We start from the raw sequence: 20,544 nt of genomic DNA, 5'->3' as shown, positions 1-20,544 counted from the left end.
TTAGAGAATGACATTACAACAACAGTTAGCAGATTTATTAAAACATTATGAAGAAGAGACAATACAGCTTCGTCGTCATTTCCATGAAAATCCTGAGCTTTCCTTTGAGGAAGTTGAAACGCCAAAAACCATTGCTGCCTTTCATCGTGCATTAGGTCATGAGGTTCGTGAAGGTGTAGGTGGCAATGGAGTTGTGGCAAAGCTAGTTGGTGGAAAACCAGGGAAAACAGTAGCGTTACGAGCAGACTTTGATGCTTTAGCCATTACGGAAGAAACCGGCTTACCTTTCCAATCGAAAATTAAAGGGCGTATGCATGCTTGTGGCCATGATGGACACACAGCTTCCCTCTTAATCTTAGCGAAGGCGTTTAATCAAATGAAGGATGATTTAGAAGGAACAATCGTCTTTATTCATCAGCATGCTGAGGAGCTTGCGCCAGGTGGAGCTATTTCGATGATTAGGGATGGCTGCTTAGAAGGTGTAGATGTTATTTTTGGGACACATTTATGGGCACCCACTGATCTTGGCAAAGTGCAAACAGCTAAAGGACCATTAATGGCTGCAGCAGATGGTATTTATATAACGATAAAAGGCAAGGGCGGCCATGGTTCAAACCCAAGTGACACCAAGGACTCCATTGTCCTTGCAGCTCAGTTTATTACAAATTTACAGCAGCTTGTGGCACGTCGCATCAACCCATTACGTCCAGCAGTAGTATCAATTGGCCATATTGAGGCATTAAATCCATTCAACGTCATTGCTGATCAAGTGTACATGAAGGGTACGGTGCGCACTTTCCACGAGGAGGAGCGTAGTTTGTTAGAGCATGAAATCGAAGAGCTTTTAAAGGCAACTTGTTATTTAACAAAAGCCGATTACGAGTATGAATATGTGCGAGGCTATCCGCCTGTTGTGAACCATGATGCAGAGACTGAGCATATAATGGCGTCCGCAGAGAAAATTGCAGATGTTGAGACTGTTGAAATAGTTGATCCAAATATGGGCGGTGAGGACTTTGCCTATTTCTTAGAGGAAATCCCCGGTGCGTTTTTCTTCACAGGGGCGAAAAACCCTGATTGGGAGGAAGTCTATCCACACCATCATCCGAAATTCGATATCGACGAGCGCTCATTACGAATTGCCGCCAACGTTTTAGGTCAAGCAACGCTAGACTATTTCGCAAAAAATAATTAATAAAAAGCATTACGAAGTGCTACATGCATTTCGTAATGCTTTTTTAGGTTGAATATTTTAATAAGAAGAAAAGGATGGCCAAAGCTAAGAGGTTCTCTCACTAGTTGGAGCAGTTACCTGACTAGTTTGAGCGCTCTCTCCTCACTTTAGAGCGGGCTCCTCCTCACTCAGTCAGGATCACTTAGGAGTCAAGACCCCCTACCTTTAACTAGGCATAGGAATGTAAGCCGGCGATGACTAGATTGACAAATACTTGGTTGAACACAATAATGCCGAAGCCGATGATGGCCAACCAGGCTGTTTTTTCTCCTTCCCAGCCTTTGGATAAGCGGAAATGGAGGAAGGCTGCGTAGAATAAAAAGGTAATTAATGCCCAAACCTCTTTCGGGTCCCAGCCCCAATAGCGACTCCAGGCAATTTGCGCCCAAATCATGGCGAATAGTAGGCCACCTAATGCAAATAATGGAAATCCAATAACAACAGCACGATAGGAAATTTCATCCATTAATTGTGGCTGTACACGGCTTGTCCATGGCTTTAACAAGGCACTGATTGATTTTCTTGTAATGAATCGAATGACACCATATAAAATAGTACCTACGATAAATGCCCAGACAATCGAATTTAATTTCTTGGCATCTATTTTATTTGTGATTTCGACTACACCGATTGCGTCACCCTTCTCGGTGACAGCTCCTTTACTTACAATCAGGGGCTTCATGACGTAAGTGGCTTTTTCTTGCTGTCCCTGTGCATTATCGAATTGTACCTGCACCTCTTCTGTGGCAAGGCTGAAAAAAGTCGATACGCCAATAAAGCCAATGACAACCACCAAACAATACAACACAAACTCAAGCCCGTATGTACTGATAGATTTTTTTGAAACATCCAGCGTTCTTAATAAATATATTAAGCCTGTGGCAAAGGACACGGATAAAATGGCACTAGAAAAGGCCACTGTCATGACATGAATCGTTAACCAGTGACTTTGCAGTGATGGAACAAGCGGCGATACTTCCTTTGCGAAAACGCTTCCATAACCAAGGATAATTAGGGACACAGGAATAGTAAATAAGCCAACCACGATTTGCTTATATAAGAAATGTATAATTAAGTAACTTCCTGTAAGCATGATGCCAAAGAACGTCATAAACTCATACATATTACTGACAGGTGCATGGTCAACCGCCACCCATCTGACAACAAAGTACACGAGCTGTAAAGCAAAGGCTATATAAGTGAAGAGTAATCCTAGCTTACCGAATATTTTCCTCTTCGATTTGACTGCTAGCCCTAATGGCACAATCGCAATCAGTAGTAAAATAAAGGCAATAAATAAGGCATTGCTACTAATGGATAATAAACTTTCTTGATTCAATAGAATCCCTCCAACGTCTCTTTTTCGGAATAAGCTTCCAAATACTAAGAACGTTATAGCGGGTAAGAAGTGCCATGTTTTCCCTTTAAATATTTTTATTTTTTCGAATTGTTACATTTTTATGACATGGAAATGGGGATGTGCTTGGTAGGTTCAATCATTATGTAGAGGGAACGAGAAAATATCCCATTAAATGGAAGATGACTGTATCAAAAAATGGTATGCCTCTATCTATATCTTACAAAAAATTGTAATAAAAGTCTATTTCTTTTTATCTCTACATGGGACAATAATGATGCGCACAAATGACATAACGTTATGTTTCATAAACTGGAGGCTTTTAATGAAACAAAATATTTATGATAATCCGATATTTTTTCATCACTACAAGACATTGAGACAAAAAGCATCTAATTATAACCATCTTTTGGAGCAGCCCACGATGAAGGCTTTACTTCCACCTTTGACAAATTTACAGATACTCGATATTGGCTGTGGTATGGGGGATTTCGCCAAGTATTGTATCGACCATCAAGCCAAGCATGTAACCGCATTAGATGTTTCGAAGAATATGCTGTCCATCGCCAAACAGGAGCATGCCCACCAACAAATTGACTATCAGCTACAGGCAATAGAGGATTATGAAGCCCCTACGGATAGCTTTGATTGTATAACCAGCTCCCTATCTCTCCATTATGTCAAAGATTTCGATGCGATCATTGGTCAAATTGCTCGTATGCTACGTCCTAATGGTGTATTTATTTTCTCTGTGGAGCATCCTATTGCTACAGCTCGTCATACAATGGATGATAATTGGGTATATGATGACAATCATCACCGTTTGCACTATGCTATGGATCATTATCAGGATGAAGGCTCGCGTGAGCAAACATGGTTGGTGGAGGGTGTTGTCAAATACCATCGCACCATAGCGACACTGGTCAATACATTGATTGCCCATGGGTTAACGATTGAGAAAATCGTAGAACCAATTCCAAGCCAAGAAGCTATTCAACAGCTTCCTTCTATTGAAAAGGAACTACGCAGGCCATCCTTTTTATTCATTAAAGCAAAAAGATAAACGAAAGCCTCACCCTACTTCTGTGGTGAGGCTTGTTTCATATAAATAATTTCTGGGTCTCCCTCATCCAAGTTGTCGATAAAACCGCTTTTGACAAAGCCTAGGTTATGAAAAAGCTGGTGCATACGCCTATTGGATTGATTTGTAGAGGAGAAAACCTTTGCTGTTTGAGCCCTTTGGATATAAGCGGTCATTAAGGCAGATGCAATACCCTTTCTGCGCTCGGACGGCCTGACAATGACTAAGGAAATAAAGCTATAGCCAAAAAAGTCATTGCTAAATAGCAGAAACCCTAAAATGGTATCGGCGGATTGGTAGAGCAAACAGCGTTTCTCTTTGATAGCTTGCTGAATTTCTTCCGCTCTGGATGAATCTCCAATCACTTCTTGATCGATTGTACAAAGTGCTTGTAAATGCTCCATTCTTGCTTCGATTATATGATGGCTCAATTTTCAACCTCCTTCATATAATAGCTCATCACCTTTAGCTCCTCTCGAAGTCCCATTGCCTGTCTGCCTTCATCGACAAAGCCACATCGCTTATAAAGTTCTTGAGCCGCTCTATTTGGCACATTGACCCCAAGCACCAGCTCATTGATGTGTGGGAAATGCTTGCGCACAAAGTCAGGCAATAATTGGAGCGCTGTCTTGGCATAGCCTTTGCCCTGCTCATAAAAATCAGTGGAAAAGGAACGGATTAATAGCGCCTGTTCATTGGAGGAGTAAGGCGTCACCCCTTCTTTTTCATGTAAGACAAAGAAAGTGACTAGCTTGTTGCCGTCCATTGCTAAAATGGCGTGCCTACTATTATCCTGCTTAGCAAGTGCAATGCTTTCCTTTGGAGACTTTGTATAGCGTAGCTGCTCTTCTGTTAACGTGTAATGTTCTACTAAATTTTGTGCTTTGTCCTCATAGAACACCAGTAGCATCGTCACTCAAATTCCTCCTCGTATATAGCGGTAAATTCATAGTCCCCCTCTATAAGTTGCTGTAAATAATCCTCAAACGAAGCGGCAATCACCTCAAAGCTATCAGGATCATGCACATAACGAACCACCTGACCAACTTGCCCCGCTTCATTTGGCGTAAAATCAATATATAGGCTTGATGTGCCACCATTATTCATACAATCCGCAAAGCATAGCCGGTCATTTAACGGGACATGCATATTAATCTTTTCATCTACTTCAACATACGCTAAAAATTCCTGATAGCGTTCATAAATCGTTTCACGTTGGTCATGGTAATCTTTCACGATTTGCTCCACCGATTTAAGATAATACGGGTAATCCCCTAAATCAGAGCCCAGCACTAGAACACATATCGTTTCTTGCCCATGCTGACAATAATATGTACCATTGACATCCTGTAATAGCTCAATCAAAGCTTGCGGGCACTTCGGAAATACTTCTAACAAGGCCTGAATTTGTGCATCTGAAGCACCAAAAGCCTGTTGTAATTGTTGCTGCTCTTCTTGTGGTAAGTATTGTAATAAATTCGCGAAGTAAGGTGTGCGCATCTTAATCCCTCTCTCTCTTTAACTATGACATATTTTAACATAATTTCTTCCATTCTCTTCGTCCTTCATGCTACTATGGTAGTATTCACAAAAAAGGGGTGGGTTTATGAGTGTGAAAGATGCAGTAGACGTGAAAGTATTACGAACAATCGTAGGGTTGTAACGCTACTTGCAGCCCTTAAACAAGGGAGAATACAATAATGGAACACTATTTGAAAACATTTTTAACAGGTCAATCGATCACTTTACAGCAAATGACTGCTACTGACCTAGAGGCTTTTATAGCAATCGAAAGCGAAATCACCTCTTTGCTACTTGCTAATGATGAGATTCCCTTTCCACAAACTATAGAGGATCACACCGCATTCTTTAACAGTATCAGTGGGAAGAAGGAGGAATACTTTTTTGGCATCTATGAAAAAACGTCACATCAGCTGATAGGCTCCTGTGGTGTTTATGCAGTGAATTGGCAAAATAGCACTTGCTCTGTGGGCATATCAATTGGGAAAGAGTGGCACGGCAAGGGCTATGGCACGGATGCAATGAAAACGCTCATTGATTTTATCTTCCAATATATCGCTGTTCAGAAAATCAAGCTTCAGGTTTTTAGCTTTAACCCAGCAGCTATCCGCTCCTATGAAAAATGTGGTTTCACCAAAGAAGGCATTTTACGCCAAGAAATTTTCCGCTTCGGTACATTCCATGACGTGGTATTATTTGGCCTCTTACGCTCCGAATGGGAGAGGAAATAACTGAATAGACAACAGAGATACTATGATTGCTGTAGTATCTCTTTTCTTTTGTTCAGTCCTCTTGCCACACGCGTGCTACTTCCTTTAAGGATAGCCCTTGAAAGGTTAATCGATAGATATCTGGCATACTTAACGTTTGCCAAAATGCATAATCATACTGGGCATCAAAATAGTGCATCATCAATGCCATGATATTGCCATGTGTACCGATAACGACAGAATCCTCTGGATGAGCAAGAAGGATGTTGCGCAATCTTGGAATAGCGCGCCGTCGCCTGTTGATTGGACTCTCCACCCGCCCATGCAAAGCTTGGCTCATGCCACACCCGTAGAACTGCTGCATGAAAATCCTCCAGCTTCCCAGTGGAAAGCTGTCGCTCTTTTAAGCCATCTACCGTTTGGACGGGTAAGTGACGAGCCTGTGCAATCCCCTCCACTGTTTGAATGGCTCTACGATAGGGGCTAGCATAAACCGCATCGATTCGTTGATGCTTCAAAAGATTTGTGACACGCTCTGTATCCCTTTGTCCCTGAGCAGATAGTGGACGATGATATTCATCCTCTGAATAATAGGCATGTGCATGTCTAACAAAATAAATTTCAGTCATCTGCTTCTCCTCTTTAATGTTTAGCTAAATGAACCTTCCAAATTGCAGGGCATATGTTTTGATATAGCACTGACTCCCAACGGAAATTTCCAGTTGAACGCCCTGTAAATCAGAGATGCTCGATTCATTAATAGCTATTCGATCAAAAAATCTATAATGAACGTAAGTGAATTCGCTCAAACAATTCTTTTCTGGGGAATGCATCATGGCTATCAGTCATTGCATATCATGCATCCATACGAGGTTCCCACTAACTCAATCAGAATGAGCAGCATTTCCTCTGGCGAAAAAATCTGCAAATGATGAATCTCTCCATCGTTTAAAAAAGCTTGATCGTCCTCTCTTTTTTCCAAAGATAAATTCGCTACATGGCTAAGTTCAGTTGATGTCGTCTCAAGCAATGATCGAATCAATTATTTTCACCTTTTGCTTCATCCCCTCTTATCCATTATTCCATTAATTTCAAAAATTCTCAACATTTCACCATAGACAATGAAATGTCCCCATTTCTAAACAACAAAAAAGGGAATTTGCTAAAATGTGACAAGATATGAATTCCACGCTTAATTATCGGAAAATTCAATCTATAATCACAACTTTTTTCTTAGTATAAAAGACTTAAGACTTCTCTATTTTCCCCTTAATATTTTCTAAAACAAAGAACGTGAATAACCCTATCCAGCACATGAATAGGGTTTTAAGTCATGTATTAAATTATATAAAAAGGGAAATTCACAGTATTATTTATCTATAATACATAAAAATTTTCAATCGAGCTAAATAGGATGAAGTACCCTATCTATGACTAAATTACGAATTTAAGAAACGATACACAATGTGACATTTTTTTTAATATAAGTGATATACAATGAAAAAGTTGAATCGAGGTCATAAAAATTTATTTCAAGAATATGGATAAAAAATTAGGAGGAAAATATCTTGGTTAACTTATTACTTAAACAATTCTTGAAGGCGGAAATTGAGATCAAACGAAGAATTATGTATAAAAAAGCAAAGGATCTTGGTTTCACCCACCCTATTGTAGTAGATTACAGTCAAGAATTGGATGTCTTACTTAATAGATATTTAAAGCAAGCACAAGCTTCCTAATCATAACGAGGCATATAATAGAAGAAAGAATAGATATGATAAAGCCAGGCCATGTTTTATTGGCTGGTTTTATCGGGGATGATACATGCATTCACCTAGCCATTTCTCAAAATGTATAGAGAATGAAAAAGTAGGCTATGTTTTTGATAAGAAAACATTTGGAGGTTGAATGATGCACGTATTCATCTTAACTTTTATGGTTGTTTCCAAAATATTATTGCCACCTCAACATTCAGTAGACCATACAACACCCACACTTTGCACACCAACTGAAATAAATACACTATATCAATACCCAAACAACCAATTTCAATCGTTTCGTGATGAGGACAAATTTTATCAGCAGCTTAATCGTGCGATTTATGAGGAATATGCCAATGCTTCATTGAATATTCGTCAAAAGATGGCTTTTAAAGATGTAGCAAATGCGACAAAACGTTTTTATTTACAAACAGATGGTAAACAGGAAACAATAGACCTCTCTCAACATACTTTTATTCATCCCAATCGACAAGTTTATTTTTTAGCATCCTTTCAGCACAATACCGATGAATCCTATCGCAAATTTCTTGTCATCGACGCTGAAACAGAAGAAGTAATACTGGGACATTCGCTTTTTCAAGAAAGTTCCAAGCACCTTTAATTCATTGTATGCACACCATGTAGATTCTAGTAGTCATTTCAAAAAAATAGAAGTAAAAATTTTTTAACAATTGAAAAGCTTGCGATGAATGACGAATATTCATCGCAAGCTTTCTTTACTTGAATTAAGTTAAACTTTTTTGTTGAATGGCTGCTGTGATTTCTTCTATTAATTGCTGTAGTGACTTATTAGTAGAGTTTTGCTGACCATGTCTACGAACAGCTATAGTTTGGCTGGCAACCTCACGATCACCGATAACCACAATATATGGTATTTTTTGCAATTGGGCTTCTCGTATCTTTTTGCCGAGCTTTTCTTGGCGATCATCTAATTGCACACGAATGTCTGCTTGTTGTAAAGCTTCAACAACTTGCTTGGCATAGCCTTGATGTGCCTCTGCTACCCCAATAACCTGCACTTGCTGTGGTGCCAGCCAAGTTGGGAATGCGCCGCCAAAATGCTCGATTAAAATACCTAAGAAGCGATCAATTGAGCCAAACACTGCACGATGAATGACAACAGGTCTCACCCTTTCGTTGTGTTCATTAATATATGTTAAATCAAATTTCTCTGGTAGCTGGAAATCAAGCTGAACCGTTGCACATTGATGACTGCGCTGAATTGCATCTTTAATATGGATGTCAATTTTCGGTCCATAGAAAGCCCCGTCCCCTGCATTAATTGTATAGGCAATACCTAAATTGTTTAGGACATTTTCAAGTGCTGCTTCTGCTTGGTCCCACAGTGCCAAATCACCCATATAATCATCTGGTCGTGTCGATAATTCAATCGTATATGCAAATCCAAAGACGTTGTACACTTCATCTATAATCTTTAAGGCCAGCGCAATTTCATCCTCAATTTGCTGTGGTGTTGCAAAAATATGGGCATCATCCTGACAAAAAGTTCGTACACGTAACAGACCATTCAAGGCGCCACTAAATTCATGTCGGTGCACTTGCCCAAATTCCGCCATACGTATTGGTAAATCCCGATAGGAATGTAAGGCATTTTTGAAAATCAGCATATGCCCTGGACAGTTCATCGGCTTTAAGGCAAAGCTTTGGTCATCCACCTGTGTGAAATACATATTGTCCTTATAATGATCCCAGTGACCTGACTGCTCCCATAAGCGTTGGTTCATCATCAGCGGTGTTCGTACTTCCCTATAGTCATATTTTGCTTGTAAATGTCGCAAATACGATTCCAGTTCATTGCGTAAAATTTGACCATTGGCTAAATAGAAGGGCATGCCAGGTGCTTCCTCTGAAAACATAAATAACGATAGCTCTTTACCTAGCTTGCGATGATTTCGCTTTTCTGCTTCCTCCAAGAAGATAAAATGATCGCGCAGTTCCTCTTTTGTAGCAAAGGCAACGCCATAAATACGCTGAAGCATTTGATTCTTGCTATCGCCTCGCCAATAAGCGCCTGACACATGCATTAATTTAAAATGCTGTAATTTGCCTGTAGACGGGACATGTGGACCACGACATAAATCATAAAAATCTCCCTGCTCATAAATCGTAACTAGCTCATCTGCAGGAATTGCCTCCAACAGCTCTAGCTTTAACGCATCATGGGCGAATAATTGCTTTGCTTCTTCACGTGAAACCTCGCGTCTATGAATCGGGATATTTTCCTGTACAATTTGTTTCATTTTCTTTTCAATTTGCTGTAAATCACTCGGTGTCAGTGTATCAGCAATATCTATATCATAATAAAAGCCATTTTCAATGACTGGTCCTACTCCAAATTGTGCATGTGGATAAAGTCGTTTAATTGCCTGAGCTAATAAATGGGCCGTAGAATGGCGAATGACCTCGATCCCTTCCTTTGAGCTTGCATCGTACAATGTAATTTGTGCATCTTCCATAATCGGGCGCGTCAAATCAATGATGGTTCCGTTAACACTCCCTGCGACTGCCTTTTTACGAAGCTCTGGACGAATCGCTTGTGCAATATCGGTTAGTGTCACACCTTTAGTAAATGCTTGTTGTTGACCATCTGGAAATTGAATGTGAATACGTTGATTTGACATGTTTCTCTACTCCTTTTAGTAATAAAATCAATTACACCTTGGCATAATTGTGTAGATAAAAAAAACACATATCCGCCCCTAAGAAGGGACGAGTATGTGTTGATTACCCGTGGTTCCACCCAAATTCCCACTAGTTTATAAGCTAGTGGCTCATTGATTTTGCTGTAACGCCGCAAAAAAACGGTGCAAGTTTCCAAGCACGGCTCCAAGGTAGTAAGATGGGAGCACGACATTAGGAAGCTTGCAGCCAAGGCCTCCCTCTCTATAAATGGTTAATCGCATCTCTTGTCCTTATCATTGCCCATTTCATTTTGTATGAAATTGTTAATTACTATAACGAATAGTGAATTCTTTGTCAAACACTAAAAAAGAAAAAAATTTAGCGACGGACTTGCAATGGGCGTTCTGGACGTTGAACACAATAGTGACAATGCGGGTCATCACATGCCTCCTCTTGCCACTCATTACACATCGCACAAAAATAACTATCAAACGTGTCATCATAGATGATGGAATTTTGACAACTCGGGCATTGTTGATTTTTTTGAATCGTACCGCTGATTTCTAGCCCATCAATAATCACTATATCTTCGCGCTGTTCAATTCGCATTTTATTATTATCTCCTAATGATTTTTCACTTCTAAGGTCTCATCTTCAGATTGCCATTCTACATGGATCATTGGCTTTGTTTCTCGTTTAAAGATTTTCTCACTTTCTTTTTTTGTGAAGGAATAATAGCCATCTTTATTTAACTGAACATCACTTAAATTTTGGGATTCTTTTGTCCCCTCAATTGTAATTTCTAAAGGCCCCAAATCATCATCATCTCCCAGATAAAATAAGCGTAAGCCCACCTCGCCATTACTATGATAGATGGCTTTCCAATGTTCACTTTTGGCGATATAATGTATCTCCTGCTTGGGGCTTTGACAAGCTGTCAATAGGATGATGAGGGCAAGTGGAAACATCCATTTTTTCATTAAATATCCCCCTAACCTTGTATGGTGATAGCCCACCCTGTCGGCTTTTCTTCAAAGGCATCCTCGTATTCTGTAAAAACAAAATGAAGTCCCCTTAAATCATCTGGCAAGGGTGGTGTCACCACATACGTACTGCTTTCATGTCCATTTGAGCCGCCTGTACCTTTACTTCGGCATTCATAGGACTCATCGATGTATAGGCCAAAATGTTTTCGTTCTAATTTTTGCTGAATCGTTAGCTGAGGTTCTTGCTGCTCATCCCAATCGATTAATAATTGCACCACACTTGCATTGTCATATTGACGAACATAAGAAACCGTATACAAACGCTCTCCCTTTGTTACCGTTTTCAATACAGGGATATAGTGACGGAAGCCTGAAGGTTCTACCTTTGAAGTATAGTATTTTTCTGATTTAATCAACTGGAAGAACAACGCTAAAAAAGTATCATCGAAACCATATTGCTGTGCCCATTTCGAAATGGTATCATCCGAAGGCAAGCCTGGAGTAAGAGCAGCTTGCTCTTTTCGTTGCTGCAAAAGTGCACATATTTGCTCATCTATTGTGACAAGCCTTGAATCATTGTATTTGCTATGTTGTTCGGACATCTATATCCTCCTTCCTCCTGCAAGTCCTTCTTCTTTCTATACGTTATTTTCCGCAATTGGTTCCATAAACAGCCTATTTTTACTTGTAAATACAAAAAAAGCTATCCAATACATTGGATAGCTAGTTCGCTAGCATATCATTGTGCCAGCTAGTCGAGTCTGATAATTGATATGTAACCATATTGGCTGTCACAGCGAGAATAACACCCGCTCGGGACATATGAGAGGTATTTGGCTTTTCCAATACAAGGACCACGTAGCCCTCTCCACGTCCTTGCTCATCAAGCGCATTCGTCGCATTGATTTCAAAGGTGGAATACGTTTGCTCATTCGTTGCATACAGAAGTCGTTCTTCATCATACACGCCATGTTCTTTTAAATTATAGCTGACAGGCATCCACCCTTCAGACCATTCAATACTGCCTATCATTTCTCGTTTCCTTCTGGCAAGACGTCCAATGGAATACCTAAAATATATCTTCATAATCGCTTGATTGTCTTCATTTTTTCCTTCACAAGTGGCTGTCACTTCAAGCATAATATCATTTTTTAAAAGCTTTTTCATAAACACTAATGTCACAGTGATAACACAGATAAATAGTACTATACCCAAGATGATAAATGCCATTAGGTCCCTCCTAGTATCACAATTGCTGTTAATACAATATTACCATGTTCTAGGAGGGATAGGAGCTTTTCACCAAACAATCTTAGAAATTGACACAGGCATAAAGGATAAGACAAAAAGTGATTATTTGTTGGCTTGAAGCTCAACTGTAAGCGTAAAAGGTATTTTTAAGTATTCATAGTGTATCGTTACTTTCTGGTTGTTAGATGCTAGAACTTGTACTGCATAATGCTGTGGCTGCTCGCCAATAGCTTGTTGATTTATGTATCTTCGAGGTACGATCGTTCGCTGTGCTAATTTATGAAAAGATAGTTGATCATTTCCCTCTAGCTTTGTTTCCGCCTCAAAAGGTTCTGACTTACTTATTACAAGCTTCGCGTTATCAGGACGCTGATCATTCACCAGTATTTGCTTTAGCTTAATTTCACGCAGCCCTGTATTTTCAAGTGCGATGATTTTGATTGCTTCATTGCCTTGTTTGCTGCTATAGCTTTGAATAACAAGTGGTGGATTGCTCTTGAGATAAATCATAAAGATTGCCCCGACCACAAGCACACTCAGTACTAAAATAAATAGTATTTTTTTCATACTTTCCCTCTCTTTCCTCCCAACTAGTATAACAAAAACAACCTGACTTATTGACAGTCAAGTTGTTTTTGTAAACGTATTTCATCTCGTATTGGAATACCGTCATCGCCGATGAGTGGGATAGAAGGCTTATAGGCTCTTGCTTTTTCCACTGCATTACGCAGTATTTCTATTAAACAATAGCCTCGTTTTTGATAGAATTTCAATGCATGCAAATTATCGTTTGTTGTAATAAGTGATATGCTTGTACAGCCCTGCTCCATTGCTGCTTGTTCTACTGCTTTCACAAGAGCAGAACCAATACCTTTCCCCTCAACCGTACTATCTAACGAAATGATTTCACAGTCCTCTTCCCGCATGATATAGGTGATTAAACCGATCATCATTTGTTGCTCATTCATAAAAGCAAAGCCCGCTAATTCACTACAATCATAAATGCCACTGGAAATGACCATCTCTGTCGTACCCCAATGTTCCTGAAAAAATTCGCTTACAGTTTGTTTTGGTAGTTGATGTATGGCAATAATCGTCATTTTATAAACTCCTTCTTAAATGGAAATATGAAAAACCCCTGCAATCGCTTTTTGTATGCCTAAAAATACAGCCCAGGATAGTACACCAAGTCCAATAGCTAGTACAATATGTACGGAGGATTTCATCGCCATGTAAATCACAAATAGCATGCACATCGTTGCGGGCAAGCCAACGATAACGCCTACCGTGAAGCGTTGAATATGCTCACTCGACTCGCTTTGTACTGTCAGCCAAATAATGCTTAAAATACTCACCAATGGCAACGCAGCAATAATGCCTCCATAGGTAGGGAATCGTCGTGCAACCTCCGTCACAACGCCAATGATGGCTGCTGAACTCAAAATTTTAAAGAATGTATACATTATTTTGCCACCTCACTTAGACGTCGAAACGCCTGTAGAATGGCTTGCTGTTCCTGCTCAGTTAGCTGATTAAGTGCATGCTGTAGCTTATCATCATCTAGCTCCGAGTTTTTCTTCAACACTTGTAGCCCTTCTGCTGTCAAATGTAGCATGACCTTACGCTGGTCGTCACTTGCACGCTCCTTCATCACCCAGCCATGACGCTCTAGCTTTTTCACATGCTCTGATGCCGTATTAGGAGAAATATTTAGTAACCCTGCTATATCACGCACCGTCACTTCCTCTTCCTTTTGTATCATTTGCAAAATACGCACACTCTGATGGGAAATAACATCTTCATGGGTTGTATGTAGATGATAGAATATCGTTGTAAAATAATCATTTATATCTTTAATCATTGTAATAACCCCTTTAATATATCGTTCAAAACGATTATATCGTATACAACGATATATTAAAAGTGACCTCGTTAAAGTTTTTATTTTCAGATATTTTTCTTCAGTAAGCTTAGCATCTGATAGCCATCTGAGGGTAAACCTGCATAGGGCTTATACCATTTTGGATAAATTAGCGGGACTGCTGTTGCAAGAAATTGAAAAGTATTCAAATAAAAAAGGCTATTGAAAAAAATAGTGTATCCCTGCATAAGCAGCAAAATAACGGGCTAGATAGCTGGCAAAAAGTAATACTGCTAAAGTCATGATAGGACCACCCGCTATAAATCCGAGCGACTGCTTGCGCGTTAAGCTACTCCCTTTTTGTGGGGTACAGAAGCCAAACAATCCCCATCGAATATGGAAATGTATACGACCTATACGCAAGTTTTCAGGAAGATTTTTTGCACCTAAATAAACATGGGCTCGTTCCTTTGAACATACTATAACACCCAATGCATGCCCAATTTCATGCAACAGAGTAGAGATTGGTATGCCTACTACATATAAAAGCATAAAGGATAGAATGGACATTATTACTCACCCCCTCCCAAAAATTCTATCTATTTTTCATAAACATCTATCTTTCTGCGCTTCTTGCTAAATAGTATCAATGGGTACTTGTGAACACTTACGTTCTACAGTATTATTACTCTATTCTGAATTTAATTGAGGGCATCCCATGTTATACTTTCTCTATTTTTTAGTAGGTGGCACAATCATGGTGCTAGCGCTACTACTTAGCCAATCTAAGTATTTATTTTTATCAGGTATTATTACGGCCTTACCGATATTGACGCTCATTAATATGGGCATGCAAATGAAAAATATGAAAGAAGATACCTTTCATACTGTTCTTCAAAACACGGTATTTGGAGCGGTTGGCATGCTGTTATTTACCGTGCTCGCGTTCCTCCTAACAAGCTGGTTTAAACCAGGCATTTCCGTTATGAGTGCGCTCGCTGTCTATGCCGTATTTATGCTTTCTGGCAAATATATTTTATCCATGTTTGCCTAAAGAAAGGAGCTGTCCTATGACAGCTCCTCATTGATTATTTTCACATAAACTCCCTGCTCAAACCTTTCCAAAGCAGAGACATTCATTGCTTTGACATAGTTAGATACCTCGCTCGCCTTCCATAGTCGCTGTTGATGATAGATAGCTGGATCGATGAGTCGCACTTTATTGCGAAAATGAATGTCATGATTCTCTTGTTCTTCTCTTACCTCTACATTTTCATGTAATTGTTGTACAAGAGCTTGAACGTCTCGATCATGTGAAGCCTTCATCTGCTGCAATACCTCATGATCAGTCTTTAGGAAATCTTCAAGCGTTAGAATTTGTTTTGCTAGCGACAGTTTTAATACATTCGCTAACGAACTTGTCGCATAGATATTTAAAGGGTGCAAGAAAAAATCTAACACTTCCTGATAATAAATTTTTACAAACCATTCTGCACGTTCAATCGTTTTAACACACAATTTCCCCTGAAAAACGAATAAGTCCTGTAAAAATTTTTGGATATCTTCCAAGGCTAAATTTCCATAAAAATACATATCTCTTAATGTATAATCTATACGATCCGCACACAATGCTGGAGCAGGTTGTTCAAGTAACGACCATCTGGATGTATCTAGTATGTTCTCTACCTCGTAGCCATATTTTTCAAGAATCGCAGGTATCGAAGACTGTTTGATAACATCCATGAATATCGCTTCATGGTAATCTTCCGCCTCATTTTCAAGGACAACATCCACCACATGGGAAAAAGCGGTATGGGACACATCATGTAATAAGCCTGCCACCTGCTCCTGCAATGAACCGCCAAGCTGTCTAATAAGCAGCATGACACCTACAGAATGCTCAAATCTTGAAATAGTCCACTTGCTATTTACTAGAAAGCCTGCCCCAGCCTGATGAATTTCCTTTAAGCGTTGAACTGGCTTACTTACAATCAATTCCTCTAACAAACCATCTATCTCGAACTCCCCATATAAGGGGTCACTAATCAGCATTTATATTCTTCCGACTAATCACAAAGACTCCACCACAATGCGATAGTGGGTAAAATGTTAACTCACAAATTTCCTGTAAGGCGACCTTTAGCTCCTCATGGACAAAGTAAAATTCATCCTCATCCCAGTATCCCTCGCTATCTTGACGACATTGCTCCAGCTGCTCTCTTGTCTGGAAAGCTACATCGCCAATTAAAATTTTCCCTGTTGGTGATAGGTGCTGTAATAATTGTGTGATATACAAAGCCTTTTGCTCATCTGTAAAATGATGGAGCGCATACGTACTAATAATCGCATCATAGGGCTGCTGTAATAGCTCCTGTGGCAAGCCATTCATTAAATCCCACTCCATTAAGTGAGCCTCTGGCATTTTTTCCTTGGCAATGGCAATCATGTTCGCAGAAAAATCAAAGCCATAAATCGAATGCCCCTGTTCATAAAGCTTCGCCGTTAATACCCCTGTTCCAAAGCCAATATCTAAAACTGTGGAAGCGGGAACAGCCATCACTTCATTGAAAATTTTATTTAAAATCGCTTTATAGCCTGCAAATGGGTATTGATACTTTTCCTCACTGTGTTGTACCGTTTGGTCGTATCCATCGGCCCATAAATCAAAACCTTGTTTATTTAATAGCATAGTGCCTCCTACAATGTATAAATTCTCCAAGCATTCATTAATTTACGTTCAGTCATCTGTTTCATCATAAATCCCCCTTCATTAACCAATTCAGTCCATTATACCAATTTATTACCTTTCCAACAATTCAGAAAATAAACAGTGCTTTATCAATTTTCAAATTTTCATAAGCTGTTATAATATCAATATGTATAAAAATTACAATAAACATTCTGGATAATATTTTATTATAAATTACCAAAATATTACCACATTCAACTTTTTACGATATAATAATACTGGGTAGTTAAAATATAAAAGGAGATGACTTAATGCAAGGTACAAACAAAAAGGCGTTGTTATGGATTAGCATTATAATGAGCTTAATGTCCATTTTCTTTGCATCTTTTGGTTCTAACAAATTTGGAGCCCCATTCCCCTTTATAAGTTACATCGGTGAGAATGAGTTATCATCCGCAATTGCTATATTTACTATAAATGGCATTACTCAAATTCACTTTAATATACTTTATTTCTTTATAAATGTTACACTAATTTACTTTATTCTTTTTTATGGTAGAAATATAATTAGTTCATTAAACTTAAGTAATCAATCCTAATTCTTATACATCAAGATTACAAAAATTAGCCTAACAAAAGAAAAATAAATAGTGTCCTGCATATAATGAAGATGGAAATGTTGATTATAGACAAACAATTTCGTCTAATAAATTTGCATGAACCTTTGCATCTTATACCATTGTAAAGGGAGTAATTTCAAAACAATTCAAGAGCAATTAGGGCAATCACATGTTACTATATCTATAGACACTTATAATTTTTAACAAATTAATGTAAATTGGTCGCCTGTTTAATTCAACCTATTATAAAACCTTATGTAAAACCCATATAAATCAACGTTTCCTTTAAAGGAGGGATCTAAATGATCGCATTCACTTGTAATGCATGCTCTAGAACGACTTCTTTAGGTCAAAGAGGTCAAGATTAAGTTATAAACTAACAGAAATTGAATGATCTCTTTAGGCCAAAAAGTAATCAAATAGCCTAATAAACAGGAGAGATTTCAAATGGAACAACAAACAATTCAGCCGTTTTTAACGGTTGCCAACTATCATTTACTAGAACAGCAATTAAATAAAATTTTACATGCACTGACAACAACAAAGGATAAAAACGTTATCCTAGCAGTACGTGGCCTTGTTGATACGGAGGTAACGACAAAATTAGCATTATCAGCAGCAGAAACAATGCTGATTGACCAGCTTTTTGCTGTCACAGATCGTGCACAAGGTGATGCATTTTTAGAGCAATTAAAACCATATGTCATCCCGTTCAAACCGGTGACCGCTAGTACGCTTAAAGCCTTATTTAAAAAAGAAAAGAAGCTCAAGCTACCAAATCTAGAAGCACTCGATTTTCAGCAAATTTGTTATCTTGCTTGGGATGATGCTGGCACACATCGAAAGTATGTTGTCCTTGAGCAAAATGGGCAGCTAAAAGGGATCAAAGGGATATTTGCCAATAACACCGTTCGCGGCATTTGCGCTATCTGTAATCGCCATTCAGATGTAGGCCTATTTACTACGTCCATTAAAGGACAGGTGGTAGGCACGTTTACCAACCACAGTAATTACATTTGTGCAGATAGTCAAACATGCAATGAACATGTTACGGATATGAACAGAACACTGGAGTTTTTCGAGCGTATTACACAAAAATAAATGAACGAAGGCAGAAATGTTGTGCAAGCAACATTTCTGCCTTTAAACTTTAAAAGAATTACTCTTAGGGTATAGAGAAATGTTAACGGTTGGGATTACGATCAATAAATTCCTCTATTTCATCGGCTAATCCATACACAAGATGGAAATAGTGTTTCTCCGTCATGACACCCTTTTTTCGCCATTTTTGCATTTCTTCATAATGAAATTGATAAAAATAGCCTTCTACATCTCTTCTAGCAATTCCTTTTTTCTCCGCCATCTCTGCAATCGAAAGACCTTTCCTCCACTCTTGGTCGTATTCCTGCACTGTCATGCCCAAAAATTTACTTATAGCTTCATAATCATATTTCACATGGTATACAAGAATACCTTCCTTATGTTCTTCTGCATATACGGTTGAAGAAAATGAGAAAACTACGATAAATAAAAGCACATACACTTTATTGGCACTTTTCATTTTGGAACCCCCATACTTTTTGAGGTTAATGTGTGTGGTTCTCATCATTACTATGTATGAAGGAAATCGTGGAAGTGATGAAGAATGTCAGCGAAGAAGAGAAGATTTTTTATTTATCCTTCGTGAATGATTTAGTCCAAAATACCAGGGCTTGTCATTAGTCATGTAATACAAAATGAAGCATGATACTATTCACGCAAATTTTCAATTCTACGTTCTTATCGATCGATATCTCTTGTCTAAAATCGATTAAGTCCTTTTCCTCTACATGAATCATTTTCGCGACACTAGCCGTTGAAAACATGTAATCCTTAATGAGGTCATTCAAAAGCAATGCGGCTCTTTCCCTTGCATCAAAGCCTTCAAAGCCAACACATAACATAACTATTTTTCGTTCAATCTTATCTAGCTGCTCCGTCGTGATGCTGCCCTTGTTATTCAATAAACTATCCAGCTCAGTCATTGGTAAATCAAATATTTTCGCAAGTTGCTGATGATTGAAACTGAATTTTTCAGCCACTTCTTGAATTTGCTGTCTCAGGTAATCGAATCGGGAAATATCCGTGACAAAAGATACTTCTGCCCTATCCTTCCATTCTTTCACAGTAGTAACCCTCTTTTCATTCTTTTTTATGTATCAAATGAAACTATATTAAAAATGAGGACGCCAAAAAAGTGGCAGTATTAATAAAAAAACGGAAATCGTAATAAAAATGGTAGTGGTTGTAGGGGATAATTTTTGGCGATATGGACCATTATAAAATCCCGAAAACTGCAGTTTATTACGATAGAGGACAAACAATAAACTATATATGGCGATTCCCCCCAGCCACCCAGCGTATGAACCATCAACATTTATTCCAAAAGAGGTATAAATAAGCCTGGCGCCTCCCCACATCACGCATCCAATAATGGAAAAAAGGATAATAATTCTTATTAATTCTAAAAATATTTTAAATGTAATCATCCATAGTTCTCTTATTTCCTTCACCAGCTCTCTCCACCTCCACAATCTGTAAAATTATTATAACACTTCCTGAATTAGTAATTCACTTAAACCGAGAATGTATTGTCGTCTATGGTGAGCTTACTTGTTGTGTCTTAATACGGTTTCAACATGAATTGGGTAGGAATTATAGAACAAAGTATAATTGGTGGGAAATGTATACTTTTATTATTTCCGCTTTATGAAAAATGACACGATTCCACCAAGTATCGAATATTCACTGACAAAAGAATGAAAAAACTT

The 20,544-nt window shown here is 38.6% G+C and carries 26 protein-coding genes and 1 pseudogene; 7 read left to right on the top strand and 20 right to left on the bottom strand.

Features of this window, described 5'->3' with window-relative positions; all coding sequences use genetic code 11:
- The first annotated feature begins 7 nt into the window (after positions 1-7).
- Positions 8-1,195, top strand: coding sequence for an amidohydrolase (locus MHB39_RS10880; protein ID WP_342546722.1), 1,188 nt, complete (start codon positions 8-10; stop codon positions 1,193-1,195).
- A 208-nt stretch (positions 1,196-1,403) separates the two neighbouring features.
- Here the strand turns inward: MHB39_RS10880 and ccsB are convergent, their stop codons facing one another.
- Positions 1,404-2,573: a c-type cytochrome biogenesis protein CcsB gene (ccsB, locus tag MHB39_RS10875; protein WP_333006291.1), complete on the bottom strand. Its 1,170-nt coding sequence runs from the start codon at positions 2,571-2,573 to the stop codon at positions 1,404-1,406.
- Between the two features lie 343 nt (positions 2,574-2,916).
- Here ccsB and MHB39_RS10870 point away from each other — a divergent pair, with 343 nt between their 5' ends.
- Positions 2,917-3,654, top strand: coding sequence for a class I SAM-dependent methyltransferase (locus tag MHB39_RS10870; RefSeq protein WP_342546719.1), 738 nt, complete (start codon positions 2,917-2,919; stop codon positions 3,652-3,654).
- Positions 3,655-3,668: 14 nt separating this feature from the next.
- On the opposite strand, the gene MHB39_RS10865 is transcribed toward MHB39_RS10870, so the two are convergent.
- Genes MHB39_RS10865 through MHB39_RS10855 form a run of 3 tightly spaced genes read right to left on the bottom strand, consistent with a single transcriptional unit; the run spans position 3,669 to position 5,172 of the window.
- Complete coding sequence (locus MHB39_RS10865) at positions 3,669-4,103, bottom strand: GNAT family N-acetyltransferase (protein ID WP_342546718.1); 435 nt, start codon at positions 4,101-4,103, stop codon at positions 3,669-3,671.
- The gene (locus tag MHB39_RS10860) at positions 4,100-4,588 is read right to left on the bottom strand and encodes a GNAT family protein (RefSeq protein ID WP_342546717.1); all 489 of its coding nucleotides are present in this window, start codon (positions 4,586-4,588) and stop codon (positions 4,100-4,102) included. Before MHB39_RS10860 ends, MHB39_RS10865 begins: the two co-directional genes overlap by 4 nt.
- A complete protein-coding gene (locus MHB39_RS10855; protein ID WP_036080705.1) occupies positions 4,585-5,172 on the bottom strand; it encodes an SMI1/KNR4 family protein in 588 nt (195 codons plus the stop codon). Before MHB39_RS10855 ends, MHB39_RS10860 begins: the two co-directional genes overlap by 4 nt.
- Before the next feature lie 200 nt (positions 5,173-5,372).
- On the opposite strand from MHB39_RS10855, the gene MHB39_RS10850 reads away from it, so the two are divergent.
- The gene (locus MHB39_RS10850) at positions 5,373-5,924 is read left to right on the top strand and encodes a GNAT family protein (RefSeq protein ID WP_036080708.1); all 552 of its coding nucleotides are present in this window, start codon (positions 5,373-5,375) and stop codon (positions 5,922-5,924) included.
- A gap of 52 nt (positions 5,925-5,976) precedes the next feature.
- On the opposite strand, the pseudogene MHB39_RS10845 reads toward MHB39_RS10850, so the two are convergent.
- Positions 5,977-6,532 (bottom strand): annotated as a pseudogene (locus MHB39_RS10845) (histidine phosphatase family protein).
- Between the two features lie 939 nt (positions 6,533-7,471).
- On the opposite strand from MHB39_RS10845, the gene MHB39_RS10840 reads away from it, so the two are divergent.
- Positions 7,472-7,642 (top strand): aspartyl-phosphate phosphatase Spo0E family protein, encoded by a 171-nt coding sequence (locus MHB39_RS10840; protein ID WP_004230265.1) that lies wholly within the window; start codon positions 7,472-7,474, stop codon positions 7,640-7,642.
- A gap of 172 nt (positions 7,643-7,814) precedes the next feature.
- The gene (locus tag MHB39_RS10835; RefSeq protein WP_016993924.1) at positions 7,815-8,285 is read left to right on the top strand and encodes a hypothetical protein; all 471 of its coding nucleotides are present in this window, start codon (positions 7,815-7,817) and stop codon (positions 8,283-8,285) included.
- A gap of 124 nt (positions 8,286-8,409) precedes the next feature.
- Here the strand turns inward: MHB39_RS10835 and thrS are convergent, their stop codons facing one another.
- The 10 genes from thrS to MHB39_RS10785 all read right to left on the bottom strand — a co-directional run bounded on the left by thrS (position 8,410) and on the right by MHB39_RS10785 (position 14,995).
- Positions 8,410-10,326 carry a threonine--tRNA ligase gene (gene thrS, locus MHB39_RS10830; RefSeq protein ID WP_342546714.1) on the bottom strand — a complete coding sequence of 639 codons (1,917 nt, stop codon included), beginning with the start codon at positions 10,324-10,326 and terminating at the stop codon, positions 8,410-8,412.
- A gap of 379 nt (positions 10,327-10,705) precedes the next feature.
- On the bottom strand, positions 10,706-10,936 hold the full coding sequence (locus MHB39_RS10825; protein WP_004230268.1) for a hypothetical protein: 231 nt from the start codon (positions 10,934-10,936) through the stop codon (positions 10,706-10,708).
- Positions 10,937-10,950: 14 nt separating this feature from the next.
- Positions 10,951-11,307, bottom strand: a complete 357-nt coding sequence (locus MHB39_RS10820; protein WP_054549268.1) for a hypothetical protein — start codon at positions 11,305-11,307, stop codon at positions 10,951-10,953.
- Between the two features lie 11 nt (positions 11,308-11,318).
- The gene (locus MHB39_RS10815; RefSeq protein WP_342546711.1) at positions 11,319-11,915 is read right to left on the bottom strand and encodes a hypothetical protein; all 597 of its coding nucleotides are present in this window, start codon (positions 11,913-11,915) and stop codon (positions 11,319-11,321) included.
- A gap of 121 nt (positions 11,916-12,036) precedes the next feature.
- Positions 12,037-12,543, bottom strand: coding sequence for a hypothetical protein (locus MHB39_RS10810; RefSeq protein ID WP_054549270.1), 507 nt, complete (start codon positions 12,541-12,543; stop codon positions 12,037-12,039).
- Between the two features lie 123 nt (positions 12,544-12,666).
- Positions 12,667-13,131: a hypothetical protein gene (locus MHB39_RS10805; RefSeq protein ID WP_342546708.1), complete on the bottom strand. Its 465-nt coding sequence runs from the start codon at positions 13,129-13,131 to the stop codon at positions 12,667-12,669.
- A gap of 47 nt (positions 13,132-13,178) precedes the next feature.
- Positions 13,179-13,664, bottom strand: coding sequence for a GNAT family N-acetyltransferase (locus MHB39_RS10800; protein WP_342546706.1), 486 nt, complete (start codon positions 13,662-13,664; stop codon positions 13,179-13,181).
- Between the two features lie 15 nt (positions 13,665-13,679).
- The gene (locus MHB39_RS10795; protein WP_016993931.1) at positions 13,680-14,027 is read right to left on the bottom strand and encodes a DUF3147 family protein; all 348 of its coding nucleotides are present in this window, start codon (positions 14,025-14,027) and stop codon (positions 13,680-13,682) included.
- Positions 14,027-14,425: a MarR family winged helix-turn-helix transcriptional regulator gene (locus MHB39_RS10790; protein WP_036219134.1), complete on the bottom strand. Its 399-nt coding sequence runs from the start codon at positions 14,423-14,425 to the stop codon at positions 14,027-14,029. Before MHB39_RS10790 ends, MHB39_RS10795 begins: the two co-directional genes overlap by 1 nt.
- 219 nt (positions 14,426-14,644) lie before the next feature.
- Positions 14,645-14,995 (bottom strand): hypothetical protein, encoded by a 351-nt coding sequence (locus MHB39_RS10785; RefSeq protein ID WP_342546705.1) that lies wholly within the window; start codon positions 14,993-14,995, stop codon positions 14,645-14,647.
- 148 nt (positions 14,996-15,143) lie between these two features.
- Here MHB39_RS10785 and MHB39_RS10780 point away from each other — a divergent pair, with 148 nt between their 5' ends.
- Positions 15,144-15,479 carry a hypothetical protein gene (locus MHB39_RS10780; protein ID WP_036080739.1) on the top strand — a complete coding sequence of 112 codons (336 nt, stop codon included), beginning with the start codon at positions 15,144-15,146 and terminating at the stop codon, positions 15,477-15,479.
- A 14-nt stretch (positions 15,480-15,493) separates the two neighbouring features.
- Here the strand turns inward: MHB39_RS10780 and MHB39_RS10775 are convergent, their stop codons facing one another.
- Both MHB39_RS10775 and MHB39_RS10770 read right to left on the bottom strand, forming a co-directional pair.
- Complete coding sequence (locus MHB39_RS10775) at positions 15,494-16,477, bottom strand: HD domain-containing protein (protein WP_342546704.1); 984 nt, start codon at positions 16,475-16,477, stop codon at positions 15,494-15,496.
- Positions 16,467-17,114, bottom strand: a complete 648-nt coding sequence (locus tag MHB39_RS10770; protein WP_342546702.1) for a class I SAM-dependent methyltransferase — start codon at positions 17,112-17,114, stop codon at positions 16,467-16,469. The genes MHB39_RS10775 and MHB39_RS10770 overlap by 11 nt, the downstream gene beginning before the upstream one ends.
- A gap of 1,067 nt (positions 17,115-18,181) precedes the next feature.
- Here MHB39_RS10770 and MHB39_RS10765 point away from each other — a divergent pair.
- A complete protein-coding gene (locus tag MHB39_RS10765; RefSeq protein WP_048394543.1) occupies positions 18,182-18,835 on the top strand; it encodes an elongation factor G-binding protein in 654 nt (217 codons plus the stop codon).
- Positions 18,836-18,917: 82 nt separating this feature from the next.
- Here the strand turns inward: MHB39_RS10765 and MHB39_RS10760 are convergent, their stop codons facing one another.
- The 3 genes from MHB39_RS10760 to MHB39_RS10750 all read right to left on the bottom strand — a co-directional run bounded on the left by MHB39_RS10760 (position 18,918) and on the right by MHB39_RS10750 (position 20,286).
- Complete coding sequence (locus tag MHB39_RS10760) at positions 18,918-19,295, bottom strand: hypothetical protein (RefSeq protein WP_054549278.1); 378 nt, start codon at positions 19,293-19,295, stop codon at positions 18,918-18,920.
- 157 nt (positions 19,296-19,452) lie between these two features.
- Positions 19,453-19,899: an HTH domain-containing protein gene (locus MHB39_RS10755; RefSeq protein WP_342546698.1), complete on the bottom strand. Its 447-nt coding sequence runs from the start codon at positions 19,897-19,899 to the stop codon at positions 19,453-19,455.
- Between the two features lie 48 nt (positions 19,900-19,947).
- Positions 19,948-20,286: a hypothetical protein gene (locus MHB39_RS10750; RefSeq protein WP_231595711.1), complete on the bottom strand. Its 339-nt coding sequence runs from the start codon at positions 20,284-20,286 to the stop codon at positions 19,948-19,950.
- Positions 20,287-20,544 lie beyond the last annotated feature (258 nt).

Origin of the sequence: Lysinibacillus sp. FSL K6-4013, from assembly GCF_038630435.1 — a bacterium.
Taxonomy (GTDB): Bacteria; Bacillota; Bacilli; order Bacillales_A; family Planococcaceae; genus Lysinibacillus; species Lysinibacillus boronitolerans.
The sequence above is the reverse complement of the archived record's forward strand: the minus strand, read 5'-3'. Positions and strand labels throughout refer to the sequence as shown.

What these genes read in the sequence shown, in the direction of transcription:
- MHB39_RS10880 (WP_342546722.1), top strand. Translation starts at nt 8, where the DNA reads ATGACATTACAACAACAGTTAGCAGATTTATTAAAACATTATGAAGAA.
- MHB39_RS10870 (WP_342546719.1), top strand. Translation starts at nt 2,917, where the DNA reads ATGAAACAAAATATTTATGATAATCCGATATTTTTTCATCACTACAAG.
- MHB39_RS10855 (WP_036080705.1), bottom strand. Translation starts at nt 5,172, where the DNA reads ATGCGCACACCTTACTTCGCGAATTTATTACAATACTTACCACAAGAA.
- MHB39_RS10850 (WP_036080708.1), top strand. Translation starts at nt 5,373, where the DNA reads ATGGAACACTATTTGAAAACATTTTTAACAGGTCAATCGATCACTTTA.
- MHB39_RS10835 (WP_016993924.1), top strand. Translation starts at nt 7,815, where the DNA reads ATGCACGTATTCATCTTAACTTTTATGGTTGTTTCCAAAATATTATTG.
- thrS (WP_342546714.1), bottom strand. Translation starts at nt 10,326, where the DNA reads ATGTCAAATCAACGTATTCACATTCAATTTCCAGATGGTCAACAACAA.
- MHB39_RS10825 (WP_004230268.1), bottom strand. Translation starts at nt 10,936, where the DNA reads ATGCGAATTGAACAGCGCGAAGATATAGTGATTATTGATGGGCTAGAA.
- MHB39_RS10820 (WP_054549268.1), bottom strand. Translation starts at nt 11,307, where the DNA reads ATGAAAAAATGGATGTTTCCACTTGCCCTCATCATCCTATTGACAGCT.
- MHB39_RS10815 (WP_342546711.1), bottom strand. Translation starts at nt 11,915, where the DNA reads ATGTCCGAACAACATAGCAAATACAATGATTCAAGGCTTGTCACAATA.
- MHB39_RS10810 (WP_054549270.1), bottom strand. Translation starts at nt 12,543, where the DNA reads ATGGCATTTATCATCTTGGGTATAGTACTATTTATCTGTGTTATCACT.
- MHB39_RS10805 (WP_342546708.1), bottom strand. Translation starts at nt 13,131, where the DNA reads ATGAAAAAAATACTATTTATTTTAGTACTGAGTGTGCTTGTGGTCGGG.
- MHB39_RS10800 (WP_342546706.1), bottom strand. Translation starts at nt 13,664, where the DNA reads ATGACGATTATTGCCATACATCAACTACCAAAACAAACTGTAAGCGAA.
- MHB39_RS10795 (WP_016993931.1), bottom strand. Translation starts at nt 14,027, where the DNA reads ATGTATACATTCTTTAAAATTTTGAGTTCAGCAGCCATCATTGGCGTT.
- MHB39_RS10790 (WP_036219134.1), bottom strand. Translation starts at nt 14,425, where the DNA reads ATGATTAAAGATATAAATGATTATTTTACAACGATATTCTATCATCTA.
- MHB39_RS10785 (WP_342546705.1), bottom strand. Translation starts at nt 14,995, where the DNA reads ATGTCCATTCTATCCTTTATGCTTTTATATGTAGTAGGCATACCAATC.
- MHB39_RS10780 (WP_036080739.1), top strand. Translation starts at nt 15,144, where the DNA reads ATGTTATACTTTCTCTATTTTTTAGTAGGTGGCACAATCATGGTGCTA.
- MHB39_RS10775 (WP_342546704.1), bottom strand. Translation starts at nt 16,477, where the DNA reads ATGCTGATTAGTGACCCCTTATATGGGGAGTTCGAGATAGATGGTTTG.
- MHB39_RS10770 (WP_342546702.1), bottom strand. Translation starts at nt 17,114, where the DNA reads ATGCTATTAAATAAACAAGGTTTTGATTTATGGGCCGATGGATACGAC.
- MHB39_RS10765 (WP_048394543.1), top strand. Translation starts at nt 18,182, where the DNA reads ATGGAACAACAAACAATTCAGCCGTTTTTAACGGTTGCCAACTATCAT.
- MHB39_RS10760 (WP_054549278.1), bottom strand. Translation starts at nt 19,295, where the DNA reads ATGAAAAGTGCCAATAAAGTGTATGTGCTTTTATTTATCGTAGTTTTC.